This window comes from Burkholderia sp. A2 (assembly GCF_001729305.1).
GTDB classification, from domain to species: Bacteria; Pseudomonadota; Gammaproteobacteria; order Burkholderiales; family Burkholderiaceae; genus Burkholderia; species Burkholderia sola.
Map to the genome: position 1 here is coordinate 34,504 of NZ_LZXX01000081.1, position 24,250 is coordinate 58,753.

At 68.9% G+C, this 24,250-nt stretch carries 25 protein-coding genes; 15 read left to right on the plus strand and 10 right to left on the minus strand.

The features are described from left to right. Positions 1–12: 12 nt before the first annotated feature. Both A9Z05_RS06080 and A9Z05_RS06085 read right to left on the minus strand, forming a co-directional pair. Positions 13–1,446: a nicotinate phosphoribosyltransferase gene (locus A9Z05_RS06080; RefSeq protein WP_069617298.1), complete on the minus strand. Its 1,434-nt coding sequence runs from the start codon at positions 1,444–1,446 to the stop codon at positions 13–15. Positions 1,447–1,519: 73 nt separating this feature from the next. Continuing rightward, the gene (locus A9Z05_RS06085; protein WP_069617299.1) at positions 1,520–2,560 is read right to left on the minus strand and encodes a bifunctional nicotinamide-nucleotide adenylyltransferase/Nudix hydroxylase; all 1,041 of its coding nucleotides are present in this window, start codon (positions 2,558–2,560) and stop codon (positions 1,520–1,522) included. Positions 2,561–2,751: 191 nt separating this feature from the next. On the opposite strand from A9Z05_RS06085, the gene A9Z05_RS06090 reads away from it, so the two are divergent. Further along, positions 2,752–3,204, plus strand: a complete 453-nt coding sequence (locus A9Z05_RS06090) for a type II toxin-antitoxin system RatA family toxin (protein WP_069617300.1) — start codon at positions 2,752–2,754, stop codon at positions 3,202–3,204. On the opposite strand, the gene speD is transcribed toward A9Z05_RS06090, so the two are convergent. Genes speD through A9Z05_RS06110 form a run of 5 tightly spaced genes read right to left on the minus strand, consistent with a single transcriptional unit; the run spans position 3,167 to position 6,701 of the window. Continuing rightward, positions 3,167–3,583, minus strand: coding sequence for an adenosylmethionine decarboxylase (gene speD / locus A9Z05_RS06095; RefSeq protein ID WP_069617301.1), 417 nt, complete (start codon positions 3,581–3,583; stop codon positions 3,167–3,169). The genes A9Z05_RS06090 and speD overlap by 38 nt on opposite strands. Continuing rightward, complete coding sequence (locus A9Z05_RS36825) at positions 3,580–3,726, minus strand: hypothetical protein (protein WP_175972952.1); 147 nt, start codon at positions 3,724–3,726, stop codon at positions 3,580–3,582. The genes speD and A9Z05_RS36825 overlap by 4 nt, the downstream gene beginning before the upstream one ends. Further along, entirely contained in the window at positions 3,723–5,237 is a 1,515-nt protein-coding gene (locus A9Z05_RS06100; protein WP_069617302.1) for a DUF4178 domain-containing protein, read from the minus strand. The genes A9Z05_RS36825 and A9Z05_RS06100 overlap by 4 nt, the downstream gene beginning before the upstream one ends. Positions 5,238–5,246: 9 nt before the next feature. Next, positions 5,247–6,287 (minus strand): SPFH domain-containing protein, encoded by a 1,041-nt coding sequence (locus A9Z05_RS06105; protein ID WP_069617303.1) that lies wholly within the window; start codon positions 6,285–6,287, stop codon positions 5,247–5,249. A gap of 27 nt (positions 6,288–6,314) precedes the next feature. After that, complete coding sequence (locus A9Z05_RS06110; protein WP_006480820.1) at positions 6,315–6,701, minus strand: DUF350 domain-containing protein; 387 nt, start codon at positions 6,699–6,701, stop codon at positions 6,315–6,317. A gap of 121 nt (positions 6,702–6,822) precedes the next feature. On the opposite strand from A9Z05_RS06110, the gene A9Z05_RS06115 reads away from it, so the two are divergent. The 6 genes from A9Z05_RS06115 to A9Z05_RS06140 all read left to right on the plus strand — a co-directional run bounded on the left by A9Z05_RS06115 (position 6,823) and on the right by A9Z05_RS06140 (position 12,530). Next, complete coding sequence (locus A9Z05_RS06115) at positions 6,823–8,337, plus strand: polyamine aminopropyltransferase (protein WP_069617304.1); 1,515 nt, start codon at positions 6,823–6,825, stop codon at positions 8,335–8,337. Then, positions 8,337–9,956 (plus strand): NAD(P)/FAD-dependent oxidoreductase, encoded by a 1,620-nt coding sequence (locus tag A9Z05_RS06120; RefSeq protein WP_069617305.1) that lies wholly within the window; start codon positions 8,337–8,339, stop codon positions 9,954–9,956. Before A9Z05_RS06115 ends, A9Z05_RS06120 begins: the two co-directional genes overlap by 1 nt. A 124-nt stretch (positions 9,957–10,080) precedes the next feature. Then, on the plus strand, positions 10,081–10,863 hold the full coding sequence (locus A9Z05_RS06125; RefSeq protein WP_069617306.1) for an N-acetylmuramoyl-L-alanine amidase: 783 nt from the start codon (positions 10,081–10,083) through the stop codon (positions 10,861–10,863). 54 nt (positions 10,864–10,917) lie between these two features. Beyond that, on the plus strand, positions 10,918–11,307 hold the full coding sequence (locus tag A9Z05_RS06130; RefSeq protein ID WP_006480817.1) for a lysozyme inhibitor LprI family protein: 390 nt from the start codon (positions 10,918–10,920) through the stop codon (positions 11,305–11,307). A 65-nt stretch (positions 11,308–11,372) separates the two neighbouring features. Further along, positions 11,373–11,951, plus strand: a complete 579-nt coding sequence (locus A9Z05_RS06135) for a hypothetical protein (RefSeq protein WP_069617307.1) — start codon at positions 11,373–11,375, stop codon at positions 11,949–11,951. Positions 11,952–12,002: 51 nt separating this feature from the next. Next, complete coding sequence (locus A9Z05_RS06140; RefSeq protein ID WP_069617308.1) at positions 12,003–12,530, plus strand: GNAT family N-acetyltransferase; 528 nt, start codon at positions 12,003–12,005, stop codon at positions 12,528–12,530. A 25-nt stretch (positions 12,531–12,555) separates the two neighbouring features. On the opposite strand, the gene A9Z05_RS06145 is transcribed toward A9Z05_RS06140, so the two are convergent. From A9Z05_RS06145 to A9Z05_RS06155, 3 genes are all read right to left on the minus strand, one after another. After that, positions 12,556–13,902: a glutamine synthetase family protein gene (locus A9Z05_RS06145; protein ID WP_069617309.1), complete on the minus strand. Its 1,347-nt coding sequence runs from the start codon at positions 13,900–13,902 to the stop codon at positions 12,556–12,558. 145 nt (positions 13,903–14,047) lie between these two features. Next, positions 14,048–14,605, minus strand: coding sequence for a helix-turn-helix domain-containing protein (locus A9Z05_RS06150; RefSeq protein WP_069617310.1), 558 nt, complete (start codon positions 14,603–14,605; stop codon positions 14,048–14,050). A gap of 17 nt (positions 14,606–14,622) precedes the next feature. Next, complete coding sequence (locus tag A9Z05_RS06155) at positions 14,623–15,912, minus strand: FAD-binding oxidoreductase (protein WP_069617311.1); 1,290 nt, start codon at positions 15,910–15,912, stop codon at positions 14,623–14,625. Between the two features lie 371 nt (positions 15,913–16,283). On the opposite strand from A9Z05_RS06155, the gene A9Z05_RS06160 reads away from it, so the two are divergent. The 8 genes from A9Z05_RS06160 to A9Z05_RS06195 all read left to right on the plus strand — a co-directional run bounded on the left by A9Z05_RS06160 (position 16,284) and on the right by A9Z05_RS06195 (position 24,248). After that, positions 16,284–17,648: an acyl-CoA dehydrogenase family protein gene (locus A9Z05_RS06160; protein WP_256121866.1), complete on the plus strand. Its 1,365-nt coding sequence runs from the start codon at positions 16,284–16,286 to the stop codon at positions 17,646–17,648. Between the two features lie 36 nt (positions 17,649–17,684). Then, positions 17,685–18,089, plus strand: coding sequence for a thioesterase family protein (locus A9Z05_RS06165; protein WP_069617313.1), 405 nt, complete (start codon positions 17,685–17,687; stop codon positions 18,087–18,089). 17 nt (positions 18,090–18,106) lie between these two features. Then, positions 18,107–19,126, plus strand: a complete 1,020-nt coding sequence (locus tag A9Z05_RS06170; protein ID WP_084044138.1) for a nitronate monooxygenase family protein — start codon at positions 18,107–18,109, stop codon at positions 19,124–19,126. Next, positions 19,123–20,265, plus strand: coding sequence for a prephenate dehydratase (pheA, locus tag A9Z05_RS06175; protein ID WP_084044139.1), 1,143 nt, complete (start codon positions 19,123–19,125; stop codon positions 20,263–20,265). Before A9Z05_RS06170 ends, pheA begins: the two co-directional genes overlap by 4 nt. A gap of 74 nt (positions 20,266–20,339) precedes the next feature. Then, entirely contained in the window at positions 20,340–20,933 is a 594-nt protein-coding gene (locus tag A9Z05_RS06180) for a hypothetical protein (protein ID WP_141723379.1), read from the plus strand. Then, positions 20,930–21,454: a shikimate kinase gene (locus A9Z05_RS06185; protein WP_176730165.1), complete on the plus strand. Its 525-nt coding sequence runs from the start codon at positions 20,930–20,932 to the stop codon at positions 21,452–21,454. Before A9Z05_RS06180 ends, A9Z05_RS06185 begins: the two co-directional genes overlap by 4 nt. 152 nt (positions 21,455–21,606) lie before the next feature. Then, a complete protein-coding gene (locus tag A9Z05_RS06190) occupies positions 21,607–23,052 on the plus strand; it encodes an efflux transporter outer membrane subunit (RefSeq protein WP_069617315.1) in 1,446 nt (481 codons plus the stop codon). Beyond that, entirely contained in the window at positions 23,049–24,248 is a 1,200-nt protein-coding gene (locus A9Z05_RS06195; RefSeq protein WP_050014931.1) for an efflux RND transporter periplasmic adaptor subunit, read from the plus strand. The genes A9Z05_RS06190 and A9Z05_RS06195 overlap by 4 nt, the downstream gene beginning before the upstream one ends. Positions 24,249–24,250: the final 2 nt, after the last annotated feature.

Below are 24,250 nucleotides of genomic sequence, written 5' to 3' on the forward strand. Positions count from 1 at the left end.
CCGCCGCCCGCGTCACACCTCCCCCGCGTGCGCCCTCGCCCTGACCTCGGCGAACGACGTATCGACGAGCAGACGCCCGGTGTCGAACACCGTCTCGAGCGCCTCGTCCCATTCGCCTTCCAGCACACGATCGTCCCACGCAACCGGCAGCGTCACCGTCCGATACTCGCCGGTGCGCCAATTGCGCAGCAACGTCAACCGCCCCTGCTTCGAGCGCTTGCCCTGATCGGTGACCGGATCCTTGCGGACGTCGTGCCACACGCCGCCGCGCCGGATGGCCGAACACTTCATCGCGAAGCGCTGCGTATCGCGATTCACCCGCTGCAACAGCGCACCGCCCATGCCGAACACCACGTTGCCGGCCGCATAGCCCGCATCGTCGAGCGCGACGAGGATCGCTTCGATCGACTGCTCGTCGACACCGTCGCCCTGGATCACGCGCACGTGGTTCAGCACGCGCCGCCCCTTGCCGTTCACGGTCGATCCGAACGATGCGTCGAGCGCCCGCACCGTTTGCAGCACGATCGTCACCGGGTCGCCGGAATCGGGACGCACGACCAGCGTCGCGCCCGAATCGATCACCGCCTGCCGAAGTTCGCCGCCCCATAGATCGAGCGCGGCGAACAGATCATACGAGTCCGATACAACCGATACGATTGCGCCCGGCAAGCCGAAGCGGCTGATCATGTTGCGGTACGCATCGGCCTCGCCTTCGCGCCCCCACGACGTGATCGTGCTGTGCTCGGCCGCCGGCACGGAGTAGGCGGCCATCGGCTCGCGATAGAAGCGGTTCGCGGCCAGCACGCCGAGCACCGTGTCCGAGCCCATGAAGCTCACGAGGTGCGCGGCGCCGCCAATCGCGGCCGATTCCGCGCTCGACACGCCGCGCGCGCCGAAGTCGTGCAGCTTGAACGGCAGTTGCGCGAGATCGTTGTCGGTCCTTTCGAGGAAGCGGCGAATCGTTTGCCGCAGGTGCCAGCTGCGCGTCGCCACCGTCACCGGATACCAGATGCGCAACAGCATCGTCTCGAGATACGACGCGAGCCAGAACACCTGCGGATCGTCGCATTCGACCGTCATCAGCACGTTGTGCACCGGCACGATCGAACCTTCCGGCACCGCGCGGATCTTCACCGGCAGATAGCCATCGTAGTGCTCGACGATATGACGCCATCCGGCTTCGTTGAACGGCTCGCCGTGCACGGCGAAGAAATCGCGCGCGTCGTCGATCATCGCGTGCGTGACCGGCTTGCACAGATACTCCTTCAGCAGCATCTGCAGCCCGAAGAACAGCGTTCGGTCGTAACGGCCGCCGCGCGATTCGACGTACGAGAACATCGCCGATGCGTCCGGCGGATATTGCAGGAAGTGGGAAGCCTTGTACGAATCCGTGTTGAGAATCGGATTGGCGAGAACCGCGGCAAAGCCGCCGGGATCGTTTTGCATGGCTAGAGCTCCTCTAGGCCGTTGAAGTGCCGCCGCGTCTGTCGCGGCGGACCGAATGCGGGGAATCAGCGCGTCACAGCTTCCCCAGGAAGTGATATGCGATGTCGAAGTGATCCTCGAACATCACGTTGCGCATCTGCGCGAATTCGTTGAGCGGGACCCAGCGCGCCTTGTCGGCGTCGTCGCTGCCCTTCACGCGCGGCAGCTCGCCGGTCGGGAAGTTGAACAGGCACGCGTGCGTGATCGTGCGGCCGCGCAGCGAACGCGTCGGGTGATCGAACACCTGGCGATCCTTGATCGAGCCGCGCAGCACGGGCTCCGGCAGCTTGAGGCCGGTTTCCTCGCGCAGTTCGCGAATGCACGCCGCATCGAGCCGCTCGTCCTGGTTCACGAAACCGCCCGGCAGCGCCCACAGGCCGCGGCCCGGTTCGCTGCGGCGACGCACGAGCAGGATATGCCCCGAGTGCACGACCACCGCGTCGACCGTCACGAACGTGACGGGATACGGCGCGGCCGCCCAGGCCTTGCGATACGCGGCGATGAATTCGGCTTCCGACTTCAGTTGCGCGAATTCCGGCTGCGTGCGGAACCGCTCGAGCCAGCCGAACACGGGTTCCGGCACGGCCCACTGCACGAAGCTGTTGGTTCGTTCGGCGAAGTACTGGTCGCGGATCTCGGTCGCGGAAATGTCTTCCGTCGCGTCGACGTCGACGAGTTCCCATTGCGGGAACATCCGCAGGTAATACGATGTGGCGTCCTTCTCGTGGCCGATCAGCCCGACCTTGCGCTGCGCGACGTCGCCGAGCGCGCCGGCCACCGCATCCTGCACCCAGCGCACCCAGTCGCCGTCGTTGTAGGTCGAATCCTGCAGCGGGGCGATCGTCACGCGGTCGCGCTCGGACGCGTCGAGCAGCGAAGCCAGCATCTGGCGGCGCTCGTCGAACGAGAACGGATCCTTGATGGTGCGAGGCTTGTCGGTCGATCCGATCAGCACGCAGACGCGCTCGGCCCGGCTCAGTGCCGACTTCAGCACGTTCAGGTGACCACGATGCGGAGGCTGGAAACGACCAATGAAAACGAGCGCGTCGAAGCGCCGGTTCTGTTGCGTACTCATGAGGCTCCCTCAAGAGATTGAAACGCTCCGGGTCTGTCCCGAAGGGTTGGGATAAATCGTAGGGGAATTCCCGAAGTGCGTCAATCGATCCCATTCGAGCCCGCGCTCGACTTGACGAAGTCTGACGAAACACAGGTTATTGGCGCGGTACACTCGATTGCATCCCAATCCGAACCTTGGCGCCCGCCCTCATGAGGATCTCAGTCAGCCGGACCGTCGGCGTCGATCGCAGACGCCTGTTCACGTGGTCGCAGGATTACGGCCGGCGGCTCGTGTGGGACAGCTTCCTCACCGATGCCTATCTGCTCGACGGAACGACCGCCGATGTCGGCGTCGATGCGTTCTGCCGCAGCCAGTCGGGTGCGACGATGGTGTCGCGCTACATCTCGTACCGCCCGCCGCAGGTCGCCGCCGTCGAAATGGTCGAAGGGCCGAAAGTGCTCGAACGCTTCAGCGGCAGCTGGAACTTCACCGAGCACACGCCGGGGTCGACCGAGGTGAAGTTCACGTACCACTTCCGTGCGCAGCCGTCCTGGCTGCGCTGGCTGCTCGAACCGCTGATCGGCGCGTTCTATCTCGTGCACACGCGCCGGCGTCTCGATTCGTTCAAGCGCTGGGCCGAGGCCGAAGCGCTGCCGCGCTGACCGGCGCCCCTCCGCGCGCCACCTGCTGCCGAACCTGCGCCTGCGCGCCGAGCGCCGTGGCGATCGCATCCACCGCGTCGGCCGCGCGCGCCGCGCCGCACATGAACGCGTCGACGGCCGCGAAACGATGCTCGGGCCACGTATGGATCGTGATGTGCGACTCCGCCAGCAGCACGACGCCCGTCACGCCATGCTCGCCGCCGAAATGATGGAAGTGCGCGCCGATCACGCGCGCGCCGGCCCGTTGCGCCGCGTCGGTGAGGATCGACTCGAGCCGCGCGGCGTCGCGCAGCAGCGCCGCGTCGATGCCGGCCAGGTCGGCCAGCACGTGCGAGCCGAGCACCGCGCAGGGCGGCGCGATCCCGTCGCGCGCGGTCATTTGTGCGACCCGTACGACGAGTAGCCGCTGCGCGCCGACGAACTGCCCCACCCGCCGCCGCCCGAACCGCCGCCGATCGACGCGCAACTGAACAGCGTGACGACGATCAGGCCGTAGATGCCGTAAAGGATGTACCGGATCACGCGTTGCCCCCGTCCGACGCAAAACGCGCCCACAGCCATTCCGGCAGCCACAGCACCAGCAGGCCGACCAGCACGTAGACGGAGCGTCCGGTGAACGAGAACAGCGAACCCAGGTTGAAGATCACGAGCAACGCGCTGAACATGAACGGCAGCGGCGCGAAACTGTGCGGCCCCTTGCTGCCGAACAGGCCCATCGATTCGGTGGCGCCCGCGGCAGCCGCGGTGGCCGTCGCAAGCGCCGGCGTGCCGAAACGCTCGGCGAGCGCGCTGCCCGACAGCGGCCGCGCGCGCGACCAGACGATCTCCGCGTCACTGCGCTCGCGCGTCAGCTTGTCTTTCTGCCAGCCGTAGTCGATGATCGACGTGCGGTCGCCCGCCTGCACGCGCCAGTTGAATGCCCCGACCACGTAGACGACCTCCGATTCGTATTCCTCGCGCAAACGATAGGTCTTGCCGCCATCGGTCACGCTGGATTCGCTGCCGATCGTCGGCCAATGGTCGAGCACCTGCACGCGTTCCCAGCGCCCTTCGCTTTGCACGAGCCACAGGAAGCCGCGCTTCGGGTTCAGCAGCAGATATTCGTCCCATGTCTCGGCGTCACCCGGCACGCGGCAGCGCATCATGCCGATCACCGTGTATTTCACGCCGTCGAACGTGCCGATCGCGCCGAGTTCGAGCGCGCCTTTCACCGATTCGAGCTTGCGCTGCGCCGCGAACACGATCTGCTGCTCGGCCGTGCACTGCACGCCTGCATGACAGCTGCCGCACACGACGTAGTCGGCCACGTTCGGCGCATAGGACAGCGGCGCACCGCAGCTCGGGCACGCGAACGGCACCATCTCGGCGCCGCGTTTCTCGCGCGTATCGTTTTCGGTATCGCGCAAGCCCGTGAACGCGAGCGCATCGAATTCCAGCGCCTCGCCCGAATAGACGGCCGGGATGCCGCCGTTCGACTCGGCGTCGGAATAGTCGTAGGTCGCGAATGCATTGCCGGTGCGCAGGTCGACGACGCGCGCCTCCCAGCCGGCATCGACGCGGAACGGCAGCTCGCCGTCGCCGCCCGTGCAGCGTGCGGTACGCACGTCGGACACCAGATACGCGCGGCCGCCGTGGTCGATCCGCATGCCGGGTTCGAGCGTGCCGAATGCGGGCCACGTTCGGCCTGCCGCATCGTCGGGCTCCCGCACCGTGATCGCGTACTGGCCCGACGCATCCGACAGCCAGCCGAACGCGCCGTCGTCGAACACGACGTACCATTCGCTCCACGCGCCGGCGTCGTAGGTCATCTGGATGCGGCCGAGCACCGTGAACATGCGGTTGCCGTAGCGCCCGGCCGTGCCGATCTGGACCGGCGATGCGTCGTCGAGCACCGTGGCCAGTTCGCCGATGCGCTCGACGTCGGCGCCGCGCTTGAGCAGCGTGCTGCGGCAGAACGCGCAGACGGCCATCACGGCCGCGGCCGAGCGAAACTCGACCGGCGCGCCGCATTGGGGGCACGAGGTACGGAACATGTGCGACGCTTACCGCGTGAGCTTCGCGAGGATCTCGGCCTTCGCGCGCGAATAGTCGTCTTCGGTCACGAGGCCCTTGTCGAGCAGCGCCTTCAATTGCTCGAGCCGCTGCACGTAATCGGCGCCCTCGGTCGCCGCCGCGGCTACCGGCGCCGCAACGGGCGCGGGCGGCGCGGCCTGCGCCGGTTGCGCGGCGCCCGCGATCTGGCCGGCCATCGCCTGCCCGATCGCCGCGCCGGCGGCCAGCCCCGCGCCGACCCCGGCGATGCCGCCCGGGTTTTGCGCGGCGAGCGGAATCGCCTGCGCGGTCTGGTATTGCGTGGCGCGCGCGAGATCGCCGGCCATCCCCGCTCCGATCCGCAGGTCGAGCGCCTTTTGCAGCTCGGCCGGCAGCGACACGCTCTCGACCGCGAACGCGTCGAGCGCGAGCCCGTAGCGCGTGAATACCGGCACCAGTGCGTCGGCGACGCGCTGCGACAGCAGCGACTGGTTCGCGGCCATGTCGACGAACGCCACGTCGGCCGAGCCGAACGTCGTGCTCATCGCGGTGACGACCAGGTTGCGCAGTTGCTGCTCGAGATCGTCGACGGTATAGGCCGCGCGCGTGCCGCTGACCTCGCGATGGAACGCGGCCGCATCGACGATCCGGTACGAGTAGATGCCGAACGCGCGCAGTTGCACGAAGCCGAACTCGCGATCGCGGATCGTCACCGGCTGCGCGGTGCCCCAGCGGCGGCCAAGCTGCAGCCGCGTGCTGAAGAAGTAGACGTCCGACTTGAAAGGCGATTGAAAGAATTTGTCCCAGTTCTTCAGGTTCGTGAGCACCGGCAGCGTGCGCGTTTCCAGCGTATAGAGCCCCGGCTGGAACACGTCGGCGACCTTGCCCTCGTTGACGAAGATCGCGACCTGCGTTTCGCGCACGGTCAGCTTGCCGCCGTACTGGATTTCCTGGTCTTCCATCGGATAGCGCCAGGCCAGCACGCCGTCGGTGTCTTCCGTCCATTGCAGGACGTCGATGAACTGCTTGCGGATGAATGAACCCAGACTCATGTCGGTCTCCTCGAAACGCGTGGCGCGTCAGGTCAGGCAGGCGGCATTGATGATGCCGACGACGAGCGACGCGGTGCCCATCAGGCCGCCCATCGCGACGTTGCGATCCTCGATCGCGTGATTCATGCCGGGCATCACGCGCGTCAGCACCGCATAGGTGATCAGTTGCACGATCATCGCGCCGACGGCCCAGATCACGACTTCGCCGAGCGTGGAATTGTGCGCGATGCTGGATGCGAGCGTCAGGCAGAAACCGATCAGCGCGCCGCCGAACGACAGCGTCGCAGCCGCGTTGCCGTCGCGGATCAGCGCGAGTTCGTCGAACGGGGTGACCTTCAGGTACACTGCCGCGAACACAAGAAGCAGCACGAACGCCGACAGTAAATGAACCGCATAAAGATAGGCACTATTCATTCTTTTCCTCGGATTTTGTGCTCGGTTCGCCGCCCCGTCGCCGGTCGGCCCGCACGGGGCCGCCAGACGAAAATCCGCGCCAGTATATCCACATTGCCGAACACTGCACAACGGATGCGCGATGCTGCATAAGCGTGCGCTCGTCCTGTCGATTCTCGTGCTCGCGTCGTGCGGGCTCGGCTACGAACTGATCAGCAGCGCGCTGTCGAGCTACCTGCTCGGCGATTCGATCCTGCAGTTCTCGTCGGTGATCGGCTGCTACCTGTTCGCGATGGGGATCGGCTCGTGGCTCGCGAAGTTCGTCGAGGACGACGACGTGCTCGACCGCTTCGTCGACATCGAGCTGCTCGTCGGCCTGCTCGGCGGCGTATCGGCCGCGCTGCTGTTCGTCGTGTTCGCATGGCTCGCCGCACCGTTTCGCGCGGCGCTCTACGCACTGGTGCTCGCGCTCGGCCTGCTGATCGGGATGGAAATTCCGCTCGTGATGCGCGCGTTCCAGCAGCGCCGCCAGGCGTTCCGCCATACCGTCAGCGAGGTGCTGACCTTCGACTATCTCGGCTCGCTCGCCGTGTCGCTGATCTTCCCGCTCGTGCTCGCGCCGCGTCTCGGCCTGCTGCGTACGAGCTTCCTGTTCGGTCTCCTGAACGCATTCGTCGCACTGTGGACGACCCACCTGTTCCGCGACGAAATCCGCAACGTGCGCGGCAAGCTGATGCGCGCGTCGCTCGTGATCGGGCTGCTGATTGCCGGGTTCGCGCTGTCGGAGCGCATCACGCACTGGGCCGAGCACGGCGTGTACGGCGACGAGACGATCTATTCGGAAACGACGCCGTACCAGCGCATCGTGCTCACGCAGTGGCACGACGACATGCGGCTGTACCTGAACGGCAACCTGCAATTCTCGTCGCGCGACGAGCACCGCTATCACGAAGCGCTGATCCACCCGGCCATCGAGGCGCTGCCGTGGGCGAAGCGCGTGCTCGTGCTGGGCGGCGGCGACGGCCTCGCGGTGCGCGAACTGCTCAAGCACCGCAATCTCGAACGGATCACGCTCGTCGATCTCGATCCCGCGATGACGAAGCTGTTCTCGACGTCCGCGCCGCTCGTCAAGCTGAACCAGGGCGCGCTGAAGGATCCGCGCGTGCAGGTGATCAACGACGACGCGGTGCGCTGGCTCGAATCGAATGCCGACGTGTACGACGCGATCGTCGTCGACTTCCCCGATCCGACCAACTTCGGGCTCGGCCGCCTGTATTCGGTGCCCGTATTCCGGCTGCTCGCACGGCACCTGTCGGAGAACGGCTACACGGTAATCCAGTCGACGTCGCCGTATTTCGCGCCGCATGCGTACTGGACCATCATCGCGACACTGCGCGAAGCGGGGTTCAACACGTGGCCGTACCACTGCTACGTGCCGTCGTTCGGCGACTGGGGCTTCGTGATCGCCGGCAAGCGCCGCGATTTCACGGTGCCGACGCACTACTCGGTGCCGACGCGCTGGCTCGATCCGCAAACGGCCGCCGAGATGTTCCACTTTCCGGCCGACATGCCGGCGCTGCCGATGTCGCCGAACGAACTCAACGACCAGCCGCTCGTGCGCCGCTTCGACGACGACTGGAAGCACGTGCTGCGCTGATGGACCGTCGCACGTTCCTCGTCGCGTCGGCGGCCGCGTCGCTCGCCGCCTGCGGCCGCACCGGCTGGATCGAGACGACGCCGCGCGTCGACTACCCCGGCATGCGCGAAGGCCATGCGCTGCGCGACCATGCCATGCTGCCGCCGCCGTCCGGCACGATCGAGACGGATGTCGCGATTCTCGGCGCCGGCGCGGCCGGGCTGTCGTGCGCATGGCAGCTCGCGCGCGCCGGCCATACGCGCTTCACGGTGCTCGCCGGCCCCGAATTCGGCGGTAACGCGGCCGGCGGGCGCTTCGGCGCGCTCGGCTATCCGAAGGGCGCGCACTACCTGCCGCTGCCGTCGCGCGAATCCGTGCATCTGCGCGACATGCTCGCCGACCTCGGCGTGATCGAATCCGCGCCGTTCTCCGCGCGCCCCGTGTACGACGAGCGTGCCCTCGTCCACGCACCGGACGAACGGCTGTTCATCGGCGGGCAGTGGCAGGACGGCATCGTGCCGACCGCCGGCCTCGACGCCGACGCACTCGCTCAGCAGGCGCGCTTCTTCGCGTACACCGACGGGCTGCGCACCGCGCACGGTGCCGACGGCCGCAAGGTGTTCTGCATCCCGATCGCGGATTCGTCGCGCGACCCGCGCTGGCGCGCACTCGACCGGCGCTCGTTTCGCCAGTGGCTGCGCGACGAGGGCTACACCGCGAAGGCGCTGCACTGGTATCTGGACTACTGCTGCCGCGACGACTACGGCGCCGGTTACGAGCACGTCTCCGCATGGGCCGGGCTGCACTATTTCTCGTCGCGCGGCGGCCATGCGGGCGACGCGGGCGACGGCGCGGTGCTGACCTGGCCCGACGGGCTGCACACGATGGTGACGAAACTGAGCGATTCGATCGCCGCGCGCACCGGCTCGAACGCATGGTCGCGGGACGGCTTCGCGGTGCGCGCGACCGAACGCGCGAGCGGCGTCGACGTGCTGTGCGCCCGCGTCGGCCACGACGGCGCGCTGTCGACGTTCATGCTGAAGGCGCGCCGGGTCGTATGCGCGATGCCGCTGTTCGTCGCGGCGCGCGTGTTTCCGCAGCTTGCCGCGTACGGCTTCGAACCCGCGCGCGACCTGCCGCCGCGCGCGCCGTGGCTCGTGTCCAATTTCCTGCTCGACGGCATGCCCGCCGAGGAAGCCGGCGTGCCGCTCGCGTGGGACAACGTCGTCTACGACGGCGCGGGGCTCGGCTATGTCGTGTCGACGCACCAGTTGATCCGGATGTCGCCGCCGACGCGCTCCGTGTTCTCCGCCTATCAGGCATTGAGCACGCAAACGCCGGACGAGACGCGCCGCTGGCTCGCGCAGGCGAGGCCCGACGCGTTGCGCGAGCAGGCGGCAATCGACCTGCAGGCCGTATACGGACGCGAGCTCTGGAAGCATGCGACCGCACTCGAGATCACCGTGCGCGGCCATGCGATGGCCACGCCGGACGTCGGCTTCCTGAGCCGGCCGGGGCTGCTCGCATTGCGCGATGCCGACGGCCCCGTCGTGTTCGCGCATGCCGACCTGTCCGGGCTGTCGCTGTTCGAGGAAGCGTCGTACTGGGGCATGCTGGCGGCCCGGCGCGTGCTGGCCTGACAACCGCCGTTCGTCATTGCGGCGTCGCCGCCACCCGCTATAATCGCGCGACATTCCGACTGCATTGAGCAGGCCGACGGCGGCGCGCCGTTCGACGCGCCGACCGCCCTTCTCGACAACAACAATGACGAACCGAACCCTCCGACGCCTTCGCCCGCTCGTGCGCGCCGCCGCGCGCGTGCTCGCGTGCGCCCCGCTGCTCGGCGCACCGCCGGCGCTGCACGCGGCCGACGCCGCCGCAATCCGCGGCGCTCCCGGCGCTTCCGTTGCCGAGCCCGCGAGCGGGCGCTACATCGTCGTCGACACCGGCCATACGCCCGCGCATCCGGGCTCCACCGGCGCGAGCGGCCGCGTCGAATACCTGTACAACCTCGACCTGTCCGGCGCGGTCGCCGACGCACTCGCCGCGCACGGCGACCGCGTGCTGCGCACGTCGGCGGACGGCCGCGAGATCGCGCTCGATCGGCGTTCGACGCAGGCGCCCGACGCGAACCTGTTCGTATCGATCCATCACGACTCGATGCAGCAGCAGTTCATCGACGCGGGCCGCCAGCGCGAATTCCGCGGCTTCTCGGTGTTCGTGTCGGAACGCAATCCGCACTATGCGGAAAGCCTGCGTTGCGCGAAGGCGATCGCCGAGCGGCTGGTCGCGGCCGGCGAACGGCCGTCGCTGTATCACGCGCAACCGATCAAGGGCGAGAACCGCCCGCTGATCGACCCGCCACTCGGCATCCACCGCTTCGACGATCTCGTCGTGCTGCGCACCGCGCCGATTCCGGCCGTGCTCGTCGAAGCCGGCGTGATCGTCAATCCGGACGAGGAAGCGCGGCTCGCGCGGCGCGAGACGATCCAGCGCCTGTCCACCGCGATCGCGGGCGGCATCGACGCGTGTACGACACCCCGATAAGCGACGGTATCGCCCGTCGGATTCACCGGTTTTCACCCAGTCAGGAGCCTCACCATGAAGAAGAAGAATCTGCTCGCATCCTGTGCGTTGCTCGCGCTTGCCGTTCCGTTCGCCGCGCACGCGGCCGGCTGCGGAAAGCCGCGCAGCGCGTTCGACCAGGTGTATTGCACGAGCACGCAGTTCTCGCAATCCGACCGCGATCTCAACGACGAATACGGCCGGCTGCGCAAGCAACTGAGCGGCGACCAGCAGGCGACGCTGAAGGCCGGCCAGCTCGCGTGGCTGAAACAACGCGACGCGCAGTGCAGCGAAACGCGCGGCAGCAGCTACCTCGTCGATATCCAGTGCGCGAACGACATGACGCAATCGCGGCTGTCGTTCCTGCGCGAGCGTGAGCGCGAATGCTCGAGCACGGGGTGCGTGACATCGAAGCTCGGCGAATAAAATCGCCACGCGTGCCGTGCCGCGAAGCATGTCGCGGCACGGCACGCTGCTCGAAAGGAACAACGATGCGGCATGAGTTCTCTGAAGTCCTCAACGATCTGATCGACTACTTTCTCGTCGGCGATCTTCTGCTGCTGAAGCGCTACAAGAATGAACACGGGCTACCGGACGACGTCGCATCGGCGTTCACGACCGGCGACAGCGGCGACCACGCGGTGCTGGAAGGCATCGTCATTCCGCTGGCCGGCATCGAGAATCATCCGTATACGATCATCTTCACGCTGGACGGCGACACGCCCGAATTGCTGAAATCAGGCAGCCGCCTGCAGCATCGGCGCGGCGGATACGTATTGCGCGTCGAGCATCGTGCGGTGATGCTCTACACGTGGCGCATTCTCGAACGTTTCACCGACGACACGGTGAATGCGCTGCTTGCGCGCTATCGCGAACCGGGCAGGCCCGTCGTTGAAATCGACAACGGCTGGTACGACGTCGAGATCCTCGGCGGGGAAATCGCACGCGACGGCTGGTTCGAACCCGCGTTCGAGTTCGTCTTCAAGAAAACCGATGCACCTGGCGACGCATCGCACGTGGACATCCACTACCGTTTCACCATCGACGGCAGTCCGGATCCGGCGGCGTGAACCCGGCGGACAACAGCGCGGCATACGGCAACCGGCCACACCGAGGGGCGCATGGCACCGAACACGACGACGATCGACATCCGCGCGGCCACCTCCGCCGATGCATCGGCCATCGCCGACATCCACGTCGCGTCGTGGCAGGCCACTTACGCGGACATCATGCCGGCCCCGTTCCTCGCCGGCCTGTCGGTCGAAAAACGGACGGCGGCCTGGCGCCAGGCACTCGACGCGGGACGGCCGCGCGTCGCGCTGGCGTTCATAAACCACGCACCGGCCGGCTGGATCGCATACGGTCCGACGCGCGACGCCGACAGGGATCGAGCCTGGGGCGAAATCGAAGCGATCTATCTGCATCCGTCGCATTGCGGGCAACGCATCGGCGCGTTGCTGGTCGACCACGCATGCCGATCGCTGCATGACGCGGGCCATGCGTGGGTGTCGCTGTGGGTACTGGTCAAAAACCGTCGGGCACGGGCGTTCTACGAACGCGAAGGTTTCGTCGCCGAATGCGACGTCAAGACGTTCGAGATCGACGGTACGCCGATCGAGGAAGTGCGCTACTGGCGCGCACTTCCCTAGCCGGCTGCTTCGACGCGCGCGGCCATCACAGAAACCACCGATACTCCCGCGCGCCGATCTCGTTGCGAAAATCCAGCTCCTCCTGCCGCTTGTTCTCGCAATACACCATCACGAATTCGCTGCCGAGCCCTTCGCGCACGGCCGGATGATCCTGCATCGCGGCGACCGCCGACAGCATCTCCTTCGGGAAATCGATGCCGCTGCCGCGATCGTCGTTGAGCGGCGCGATCGGCTCGAGCCGCGCATCGAGCCCGTGCTCCATCCCGCTCAGGATCGCCGCCAGCACCAGGTACGGGTTCGCATCCGCGCTCGCGAGCCGGTGCTCGATCCGCAGGTTGCGTGCATCCGACTCCGGAATCCGGATGCACGCGTCGCGATCCTCGAAGCCCCAGCTCGCGCGGCTCGCCGCGTTCACCATCGACCCGTAGCGGCGAAACGCATTGTGATTCGGCGCGAACACCGGCATGCAATGCGGCAGCAGCGCGAGGCAGCCGGCCACCGCGTGCCGCAACGGCCGCTGCCCGTCAGCGGCAAGCACGTTGCGCCCCGCGTCGTCATACAGGCTCACGTGCACGTGCATCCCGCTGCCCGGCGCATGCAGATACGGCTTGCCCATGAAGCTCGCGCGATAGCCATGCCGCAACGCGACGCCGCGCGTGCTGCGGCAGAACAGCGCCGACCAGTCGGCCGCGCGCAGCGCGTCGTCGGTATGCCCGAAGTTGATCTCGAACTGGCCGGGCCCGAGCTCGGCGGTGATCACCGTCGCATCGACGCCCTGTTCGCACGCGGCGTCGACCATCTCGTGCAGCACGTCGGAGAAGCGCGTCAGGCGCTCGATATGCATGTTCGGCTGATCGTCGCGGTCGTCGCTCAGGCGATCGCGCGGATACTGCGGCAACCCTTGCGCGAGCTGCGCGGCGAACAGGTAGAACTCGAGCTCGAATGCGACGACCGGCCGGATGCCGCGCGCCGCGAACCGCCGCAGCACGCGCGCGAGCACCTCGCGCGGCTCGAATTCGATCGGCGAATCGGTACCGTCGGAGCTGATCAGCATCTGCGCGAGCGGCTGCCGTTCCCAGCGCACGGGCTTCAGCGTGCCGGGGATCAGGCGGCGCGGCGCATCGGGATCGCCGTCGTTGAAACAGTAATCGCCGATCTTGTAGAGGCCGCCCTGCGTGCCGAGCAGCACGCAGTTCTGCGGCAGCTTCAGCAGCGAGCCCGACGCGACTTTCTCGAGCGCGTCGATCGGATAGCGCTTGCCGTAGAAATGCCCGGGCAGGTCGAGGCAGATCAGGTCGACATAACGGATCTCGGGGTGCGCCTGCCGGAATGCGCGGACTTCACTGACCAGCGCGGGAACGACGTCAGCCATGTCTCATCCTTTCCATGTCTTGTAGGGCGGTGCCGCCACGCGGCGAACCGGACTCATGCGGCGCACCGCGCAACGCATGCCGCATGTCGATCAGTACTGCAAACAGGCTGCGCGGGGCGACGGGCAGCGACGCCGACCGCTCGACTCAGGTGAACACCCAGATCACGCGCGTCGGCGCGTCGGTCAGGTTCGCATACCGGAAGCGCTTGTGCGCGGGAAGCTGAAATGCATCGTTCGGGCCGAGCGTGACGGGCGTGTCGTCGCCGTCGATCCAGATCGTCAGCGCTCCTTCGAGCACGAAGCCGCCCTGCTCGTCGCTGTCGTCGACCGGGCGATCGCCGCTGCTCGCGCCCGGCCCGAGATGGCTTTCGAGGATCGAGAAGCGCGAACGCATGTTCGGCGACACGAGAATGTCGGTAATGCCGGCCGCGTAATGCACGGTGCGGCGTTCGTCGGGCCGCGTGACCCACGGCACGCTGCGCGGCTTGCTCAGGCTGTAGAAATACGTGGTCGGCACGCCGAGCGCTTCGCCGATCGCGGTGAGATCCGCAACCGTCGGACGCGACAGCCCGCGCTCGACCTGCGACAGAAAGCCGACCGAGCGGCCGATCCGTTCGGCGAGATCGCTCAGCGTGACCTTGCGATGCTTGCGCAGGTCGCGGATCAGGATCGCCAGACTTTCTATCTCTTCCTGTTCGTTCATGAAGGATTCCGATGCAGTCAAACGGTATCGCGCAGGCGGTACCAGGCCTTGCCGAGCGCCTCCAGCGGCGCGGCCAGCCGGTCGCCGCCGGGAAAGCGCGGGTTGCGGATGCGCTGGTAGTGCTCGAGCAGGTGGGCGTCGCCGAGCACGGCGTCGGCCACCGCGCGCGCACCGGCGAGCGTCGGCAGCACGCCGTGCCCCGAAAAACCCTGCAACCAGAAGCGCTGCCCGTGGCGGCCGATGTCCGGCGTGCGACGCATGCTGATGTCGATGTGACCGCCCCACGCGTAGTCGAGCGGCACGCCGGCCAGTTGCGGAAACACGCGTTCGAGATGCGGGCGCGTCGCCGCCGCGATATCGGCCGGGATGCCGCCGAGATACGTGCAGCCGCCGCCGAACAGCAGCCGGTTGTCCGGACTCAGGCGGAAATAGTCGGGCACGAACTGGTTGTCGATCACGCAGCTGTTGCGCGGCAGCAGCGCATGCGCGACGTCGGGCGCGAGCGGCGCCGTTGCGACCTGGTACGTGCCGACCGGCAGCAGCCGGCGCGCGAGATCGCGATCGAGCCGGTCGACGTATGCATTGCAGGCGAGCACCAGCACGTCCGCCCGCACTTCGCCGCGCGCCGTGCGCGCGACGTGGCCGCCGGCCGTCTCGCGGCAGTCGAGCACGCGGCTCTGTTCGAAGATGCGGCCGCCCGCGCGCTCGATCGTCTGCGCGAGGCCGAGCGCGAGCTTCAGCGGGTTCAGGTGGCCGGCCTCCGGATCGTGGAGCGCGGCGAGATAGCGCGTGCCGCCGATCCATTCGGGCATCTCGTCACGCCCGATCACGCGCAGCCGGTCGTAGCCCCACCGCTCGGCGGCTTCGTCGCGGGCCTGCGCGAGCATCGCGACGCGCCGCGGCCGCACCGCGGCCCACAGGCTGCCGGGCCGGTAATCGATGTCGAAACCATGCCGCGCCGGCAGTTCGCGCACCTCGGCCGCTGCCCAGCGCATGCTGTCCCAGAGCAGGCGCGCGCCGTCGCGGCCGAGCGCATTCTCGAGCGGCTGCATGTCGCACGACCAGCCGAGCAGCGCTTGTCCGCCGTTTCGGCCCGATGCGGCCCAGGCGACGCGGCTCGCTTCGAGCATGACGACGCGCTTGCCCGCGAGCGCGAGCCGCAGTGCCGTATGCAGCCCGCTGAAGCCCGCGCCGACGACCAGCACGTCGGCGTCGACACGTTCGTCCAGCGCCGGCCGATGCGGGATCGGCGCCGGGTAGGTGCCGGCGTAGTAGCTTGCGACGTGACGGTCGGACTGCACGAACATGCGGATTCCGTGAAAATTGTGCCGATAAATTTCATGAAAAACTAGCACGACAATTTCACGGAGGCAAGGCCGGACATGATGTCGCCGATCGTCGGTGCGACGGGGTCGAGCCGTCCGAATCGACTGGCGGTTTATTTGTCGCACGCTCCACCGACGCGTGCTCGACGCCCAGCAGGTGTGACGGCAACGAAACGAGCATCGGGAATTCGACGCGAATGCATTCAACGTCGTCCGAATGATATGGACTGCGAAGTCAACCGAATCGACCTGAACGACGAAGCGTCGGCAATCCCGCCGCGTGTCGCCTCACCACCGACGCGCGATCGTCTCCCGTCATCGAAGCGCCGCGATACCGCCGACGACGGCACGGCGTGACCGCCATCGTCCGGCAGCCCTCGCTCGCGCCGATGCGCGACGGATATCACGATCACGTCCGGCAATCTCGCTCCGCCTCCCATCGCCTCGCCGCTTGCGCCCGAATCATCCGCCGCCGCGCACCGCGTCGAAGTGCAATAACTGACAGTTTCTCGTCCGGGGGCTTTTCATTAGATTGGCGACACGATCCATGCAAAGTCTCGCGCCCCGACATGACTCTCACCGCCTGCGAAGCACAGCACACGACGACCGCCGCATACCGGGACATCGCCGAACGACATGCGCGGTCCGCCCCTTGCGGCGCCTTCCATCGAGAAGCATGGGATGCCTTGTCCGACGCGGGACTGTGGCGCGTGCCGGTGCCGCGCGAACTCGGCGGCGCGGGCGGCACTTGGCACGACTTCGTCGATGCGTTCGAAGCGGTCGCCGCGGCGCTGCGCTCCGTCGGCTTCGCGATGGCGCTCGCGAATCAGGCGACGCTGATTCGCGCGCTCGTCGCATACGGTTCCGACGCGCAGCGCACACAGCATCTGCCGTCGCTGCTGTCCGGCGCGATCGGCGCCACGGCGATCTCGGAGAAAGGTACCGGCACCGAAGTGCGCGCGCTCGAAACGTGTCTCGTTCGCGACGGCGACCACTACCGGCTCGACGGCCACAAGTACAACATCAGCCACGCGCCCGAAGCGCGCCTGATGATGATCGTCGCGACCCTGACCGGCGACGGCAAGCCGGCCACCGCGCTGGTGCTGATCGATCCCGAACGTGCGGGCGTGCAGCGCAGCGCCCCGCAGGCGACGTTCGGCGTCGCGGATCTTCCGATCGGCGATCTCGCACTGTCCGGCGTGCGCGTCGACGCCGACGAACTGCTCGGCACGCCCGGCGACGGGCTGCGCCTGCTGATGGACATCGCGTCGATGAATCGCGCGCTGTTCGGCCTGCTGTGCGCGAACGTCACCCAGCCGTTTCTCGCCGACGCGCTCGCGCACGCCGGCGCCCGCAAAACGCTCGGCGTCGCGCTGGACGCGCATCAACACGTACAGCGCCGGCTGGTCGACATCCAGGTCGGCATCGAACGCACCCGCTGGACGGCGCGCGCGGCGCTCGACCTGCTCGTCGCGCAGCGCCCCGAGGCGCTCGCGAACTGCTCGATCGCGAAGCTCGCGGGCGCGCGCGATCTCGCGCAGGCCGCGCTGCACCTGCTCGCGATTCACGGCAGCGACGGCTACCGGCGCGGCCCGCTCGCCACCTTCGTCGCCGACGCGCTCGCGATGGGCTCGGCCGGCGGCACCGAGGAAATGCATTACCGCAACATCTTCAGCCAGATGCAACGCCGCGCGGCCGCCACGGCGCGCGCGGCGTGACCGCCTACCCTTCCCTCACCCGTTCAGGAGCTGCCCTTGACTATCCAGACTGGCCTGCGTGCCCGCGCCACCCACCGCGTCGACACGATTTCGCTCGCCGATCAATGGGGAGGCGAAGCGCACGCGCTCGCGAGCCCGATCATGATCATCTTCATCGAACAGACCTGCATGCAGGCGACCGACCATCTGCTGCCGGCCGGTCAGATGACGGTCGGCTACAACTTCGAGATCAAGCATCTCGCACCGACGCCGCCCGAATGGGAAGTGACGGTCGATGCGGAACTGATCGAGGTCGACGGTCGCATGATGACGTACCGGGTCGAGGTGCGCGACGCGGTGGGCGTCGTCGGTGAAGGCGTGCATACGCGCTGCGCCGTGAGCCGCGACGGCTTCCACCACCGCCTGGCCGAGCGGCGCGACAGCGCGGCGCTCGCACGCTGACGAGCCGGAGCCCGACCATGATTCCGCTTCCGCTGCAGGGTCTCCGGCTGCCGGTGATTGCGTCTCCGATGCTGATCGCGAGCTATCCCGAGATGGTGCTCGCCCAGTGCAGGAGCGGGATCGTCGGCGCATTTCCGGCGCTCAACGCGCGGCTCAGCGCGCAGCTCGGCGACTGGATCGACACGATCGACGGCACGCTGCGCGCGTACCGGGACGCCCATCCCGATGCGCCGGTCGGCCCGTATGCGGTCAACCATATCTGCCATCCGTCGAATCCGCGCGTCGAACAGGACCTGCGCATCTGCATCGAGCGGCGCGTGCCGCTGATGATCACGAGCCTGCGCGCCCCGTCGCGCGACGTCGTCGACGCGATCCACGCGTACGGCGGGATCGTGCTGCACGACGTCACGACGGTGCGACATGCGCAGAAGGCGCTGGAAGCCGGCGTCGACGGCCTCGTCCTCGTCGCGGCGGGCGCGGGCGGCCACGCCGGCACGCTGTCGCCGTTCGCGCTGGTCACGGAAGTACGGCGCTTCTACGACGGCTTCATCGCGCTGTCCGGTGCGATCGCGACGGGCGACGCGATCGCCGCCGCGCGCGCGCTCGGCGCCGACTTCGCGTATATCGGAACGCGCTTCCTGGCGTCGCACGAAGCCAACGTGGTGCAGCGCTACAAGGACACGATCGTCGAAGCCAGCGCGGCCGACATCATCTACACCGACGCGTTCACCGGCGTCCACGGCAACTACCTGCGCCAGAGCATCGAGGCGGCCGGGCTCGACGCGCGGCGGCTCGCCCGGGTCGACGGCGCGCAGCTCGATTTCTCGCCGGACGGCGGCGCGAAGCAGTGGCGCGACATCTGGGGGGCCGGCCAGGGCGTCGGCGCGATGGACGCGGTGCTCAGCGTCGCCGAAATCGTCGAACGGCTCGAGGCCGAATACGCGCGCGCCGTCGCACGCATGCAGCCGGGCGCGGCGACACACCTCGCCACGCACCGCCCGGCCGTTTCCGCGACTTCACGGATCGACACGCCATGACGCCGACCGAACTTGCCGCCCCATCGTCGATCGACGATGCGATCGCACGCCGCCGCGCGCAGATCGACGTGATCGACGACCAGCTTCTCGAGCTGATCGGCCAACGCATCGCTCACGCAACCGAGATCGGTCATCTCAAGCGGCATGCGGGGCTCGCGGTGCGGCAGCCCGCCCGCGAAGCGTCGATCGTCGCCGAACTGTGCACGCGCGCGCCGTGGGGGCTGCGCGACCGCGACCTGCGCGCCATCTGGCAGACGCTGTTCAGCGCGAGCCGTGACGCGCAATCGCTGCCGTCCGTCGCGTTCCTCGGCCCGTCGGGCACCTACACCGAAACCGCGATGCTGCGTCACTTCGGCGAATTCGCCCGCGGGCAGGCGCACGAGACGATCGACGCGGTATTCGACGCGCTCGCGCGTGGCGACGTGGAATGCGCGGTCGTGCCGATGGAGAATTCGTCCGAAGGCACCGTGACCCGCACGCTCGACCTGCTGATCGCGCAAGCGGCGCCCGTCACGGGCGAAATCGAACTGCCGGTCGCGCACTGCCTGCTGAGCGCCAGCGGCTCGCTCGCCGGCGTCGACAGCGTGGTCGGCCATCCGCAGGCGCTCGCGCAATGCCGCGCGTGGCTCGACGCGCATGCGCCCGGCCTGCGCCGCATCCCGGTGTCCAGCAACGCGGTGGCCGCACGCGAGGCCGCGCACCTGTACGACTGCGCGGCGATCGCCGGCGAACCCGCGGCCGCACTTTATGGACTGCGAATCGTCGCCAGCGCGATCCAGGATCACCCGGACAATCGCACGCGCTTCGTGATCGTCGGCGGCCAGACGCCGGCGCCGACCGGCCACGACCGCACGAGCATCGTGCTGCGGCCGACCGATGCGCCCGACGCGCTCGCGCGCGTATTCGATGCGCTCGCCCACCACCGCGCACCGCTGCTGTGGGTCGACGTGCGCCCGGCACGGGACGCCGGCCATGCGTATCGGTACTGCATCGACTTCGGCGGGCACCCGCTCGATCCGAACGTGCGCGCGGCGCTCGACGAGATTGCGTTCGCCGCTTCCGAGCTGCGCGTGCTCGGCGCCTATCCGCGTGCCGCGGGCGGTACCGACCGGCACACCGACGGCCCCGACGCATCATGACGACGGCGCCCGCTTCGTCCCGCGTCGCCACCCGGCTGCTCGCGATTCGCGACGGTCGCGACGATCGCCTGCTCGTGCTGTGCGGCATCGCCGCGGCGGACTGCCTGCCGCTCGCCGCCGGGCGATGGCTGCGCGCGCTGCGCGCCGAATACGACGACGAACTGGAGCTGCTGCCGTTCGTGCGCGGCACGCCCGACGCCGCCGGCATCGCATGCCTGCTGCGGCGCTGCGAGCGTCTCCGGCTTCCGGCGGTAGCGGTCGGCGACACCGAGGCGACCGCCTACGGCCGCTGGCGCGCAAGCCTGCCCGCGGCGCCGCTGACCTGGCGGGTGCTCGAAACGTCCGCTGCACGGGCCGCGACGCCGCTGCCCGGCGGCCTGCTGGCACGCTGGCCGATACGCCCGGCGGAGCCGGTCGACTGGCCGCGCTCGCGTCGCGTCATTGCAGATCTCGGCGCTGCGTCGCCGGCGCTTGGTGCCCGCATCGGCGCGCTCGCCGACGCCCTGTGCGACGGCACGCTCGTGGTCGCCGGCATTGCGCTGGACACGGCTGGCGGCGCGCCGCACACCTTCATCGCCGATGCGCTGGACCCGCTCGCGAACTACGTCCGGATGCAGCGCATCGCCGCCGTGACGCGCCGCGCGCCGTCGCTGCGCAGCCGCCTGTGAACACGCGCCCGCAGGCCGGCTCGACGCGCATCGCGCTCGTCGGCATGCCCGGCGCCGGCAAGACGACCATCGGCAACGCACTGGCCCGCGCACTCGCGTTGCCGTTCGTCGACGCCGACCGCGAACTCGAACGCCGCTTCGGCGCGCCCGTCGCCGTGCAATTCCATGCGGGCGACTTCCGCGCACGCGAAGCCGACGTGATCGACGCGCTGACGCGCGGGCCGGCGCTCGTGCTCGCGACCGGCGGCGGCGCCGTGCTGCGCGACGACACGCGCGCCCGGCTCGGCCAGCGCTGTTTCGTGATCCACCTCGCGACCGATCTCGACACCCTGTGGCACCGCACGCGCGGCGACGCGTCCCGGCCGCTGCTGAACGTCGCCGACCCGCGCGCGGCGCTCGCCGCGCTGCACGACGCGCGCGAATCGCTGTACCGCGCCTGCGCGCACTGCCGCATCGATACCTCGGGCCAGTCCGTCGCACAAACGCTCGCGGCAGCGCTCGACGCACTCGCCATCGCGTAACCCGCCCGCTTCTGCCTACCCCCTCCGCTGTTTTCAACGATGCCGGCCGATGCGGCCGACTGCCATTTCTACCAGTTGCCGATCGCCAAATAATATCTAAAGATATATTTTTAGATACAGATCGTTTGCCTTCACGCGACAGGAAACCGACCATGCCCCTATTCATCGATCGAGCGCGCGGTGCCCGCCGCCTGGTTCCCGCGCTCGCCGCGCTCGCGATCGCCGGCTGCGCGCCGTTCGGCCCGCAACGCCCGGCGGCCCGGATCACGCCCGTCGAGCAGCTCGATGCGGGCGCCGCGATCCGCGCCGCCGACGCCGGCTCGCCGACGGTCGCCGAACGCTGGTGGACCGCATTCGGCGATGCGCAGCTGGATCGCCTCGTCGACGATGCGCTGGCCGGCGCACCGACGCTGCAGGCGCAGCGTGAACGGGTCGCGCAGGCGCTGGCCGACGCCGACGTCGAAAACGCCGCGCTGCTGCCGCAGCTCGGCGCGACGGCGAGCGCGGTGCCGACGCGCCTGCCGGGCAGCTACCGGACGCCGCCGCCCGCGGCCGGGCACTGGCAGGTCGATGCGCAGGCGCTGCTCGGCGCGTCGTGGGATCTCGACATCGCCGGCCGGCAGCACGCGCTGGCGCGCGCCGCCGCGCTGCGTGCGGACCAGCAGCGCGCGCTCGAGCGCGCGGCCGCCGTGTCGCTGCAGGCGGCGATCGTCGAAACCTATCTGCAGCTCGCGCTCGAACAGCGACTGCTCGCGATCGCGCGCGATACGCTGCAGCAACACAGCTATCTGCTGCGCCTCACGTCGCAACGCGCGGACGCCGGCCTCGACATGCAGGTCGCCGTGCTCAGGGCGAGCGAACCGATTCCGCACGCGCAGGCCGACATCGACACGCATGCGGCCGCGTCAGCCCGGCTGCGCCACCGGCTCGCCGCGCTCGTCGGCCGGGGGCCCGGTTACGCCGATGCGCTGACGCCCGCCGCGCCGCCGGCCGCGGCGCTGCCGATGCCGGCCGTCCTGCCCGCGGCGCTCGTCGGCCGCCGGCCCGACGTCCTGGCCGCGCGCTACCGGGTCGAAGCCGAAGCGGCGAACATCGACGCGGCGCGCGCCGCGTTCTATCCGGACGTCAACCTGCTGGCCTTCGCCGGCGTGCAGAGCTTCGGCTTCCGCGCGCTGTTCCACGGCAACAGCGGCACATTCGGCGCGGGCCCCGCGATCACGCTGCCGATTTTCGAGGGCGGGCGCCTGCGCGCCGGCCTGCGCGCGCAAACCGCCGCGTACAACGCCGCCGTCGCGACGTACGACGACACGGTCGTCAACGCGCTCGCGCAGGTCAGCGACACCCTCGTCCAGATCGACACCCTCGGCCGGCAGCGCGCGCTTCAGCGCGAGGCGCTGTCGCGCGCGCAACAGGCTTACACCATCGAAACGCAGCGCTACCGGAAAGGCATTTCCGGCTACCTCGACGTCCTGCTCGCCGAAGGCCGGCTGCTCGAGGACCGCGCATCGGTCGCCCGCGCGGACGCGTCGTTCGCGATCGAGCATGCCCGCCTGATCGCCGCGCTCGGCGGCGCCACTTCCACTGGAGTCACCCAATGAACCGTCCCGAATCCCCCGCCGCCGAGCCCGCGCTGCAGCGCGCGCGCCGGCGCTACTTCCGCTGGTTCTTCATCGCGCTCGCCGGCGCGGCCGGCCTCGCCGCCGTCGCGTGGGCCACCACGCGCGGCACCGAGACGACCGACGACGCGTACGTCTCCGGCGACGTCGTGCAGATCTCGCCGCAGATCGGCGGCACCGTCGACGCCGTGCGCGTGCAGAACGCCGACTGGGTCCGTCCCGGCGACCTGCTGTTCAGCGTCGACAAGACCGACGCCCGGCTCGCGCTGGACGAAGCGGTCGCGCAACTCGCGCACGCGGTGCGCCAATACCGCACCGCGCACGCGGACGCGGTGCGCGACGAAGCGCAGATCCGGGTGCGGCGCACCGAATGGGCGAAGGCGAACGACGACCTGCAGCGCCGGCTGAGCCTTGCGCAAGACGGCGGCGTGTCGCGCGAGGATCTGCGCCATGCGCGGGATGCGATGGACGGCGCGGCAGCCGCGCTGAACGCGCAGCAGGCTGCCTACGACGCGACCCTCGCGCGCACCGACGGCACGTCGATCGATACGAATCCGCTCGTGCGCGCGGCGGCCGCCCGGGTCCGCAGCGCGGCGCTCGCGCTGCGCCGCACCGAAATACACGCGCCGCTCGGCGGGCTCGTCACGCGCCGGGTCGTGCAGGTCGGCCAGCACGTGTCGCCCGGCACGCCGTCGATGGCGCTCGTGCCGCTCGATCACGTGTGGGTCGAGGCCAACTTCAAGGAGTCGCAACTGCGCGGCATGCGCGCCGGGCAGCCGGTCGAGCTGTTCTCGGACCTGTACGGCAGCGACGTGGTGTTCCACGGGCGCGTCGTCGGGCTCGAAGCCGGCACCGGCGCCGCATTCGCGGCCGTGCCCGCGCAGAACGCGACCGGCAACTGGATCAAGGTCGTCCAGCGCGTGCCGGTCCGGATCGCGCTCGATCCCGCCGAACTGCGCGCGCATCCGCTGCGTATCGGCCTGTCGATGACGGCATCGGTGCCGGTCGATCACGGCCCCGGCACCGCATCGGCATCGCCGCCCGCCCGTCCGCCCGAAGCGCGCCGGTCGATCGACGCCACGTCGATCTATCGCGACGACGACGAAGCGGGCGAGGCGCTCGTCACCGAGACGATTCGCGCGAACAGCGGCGCACGCCCGCTCGCACCGGGAGCCTGACG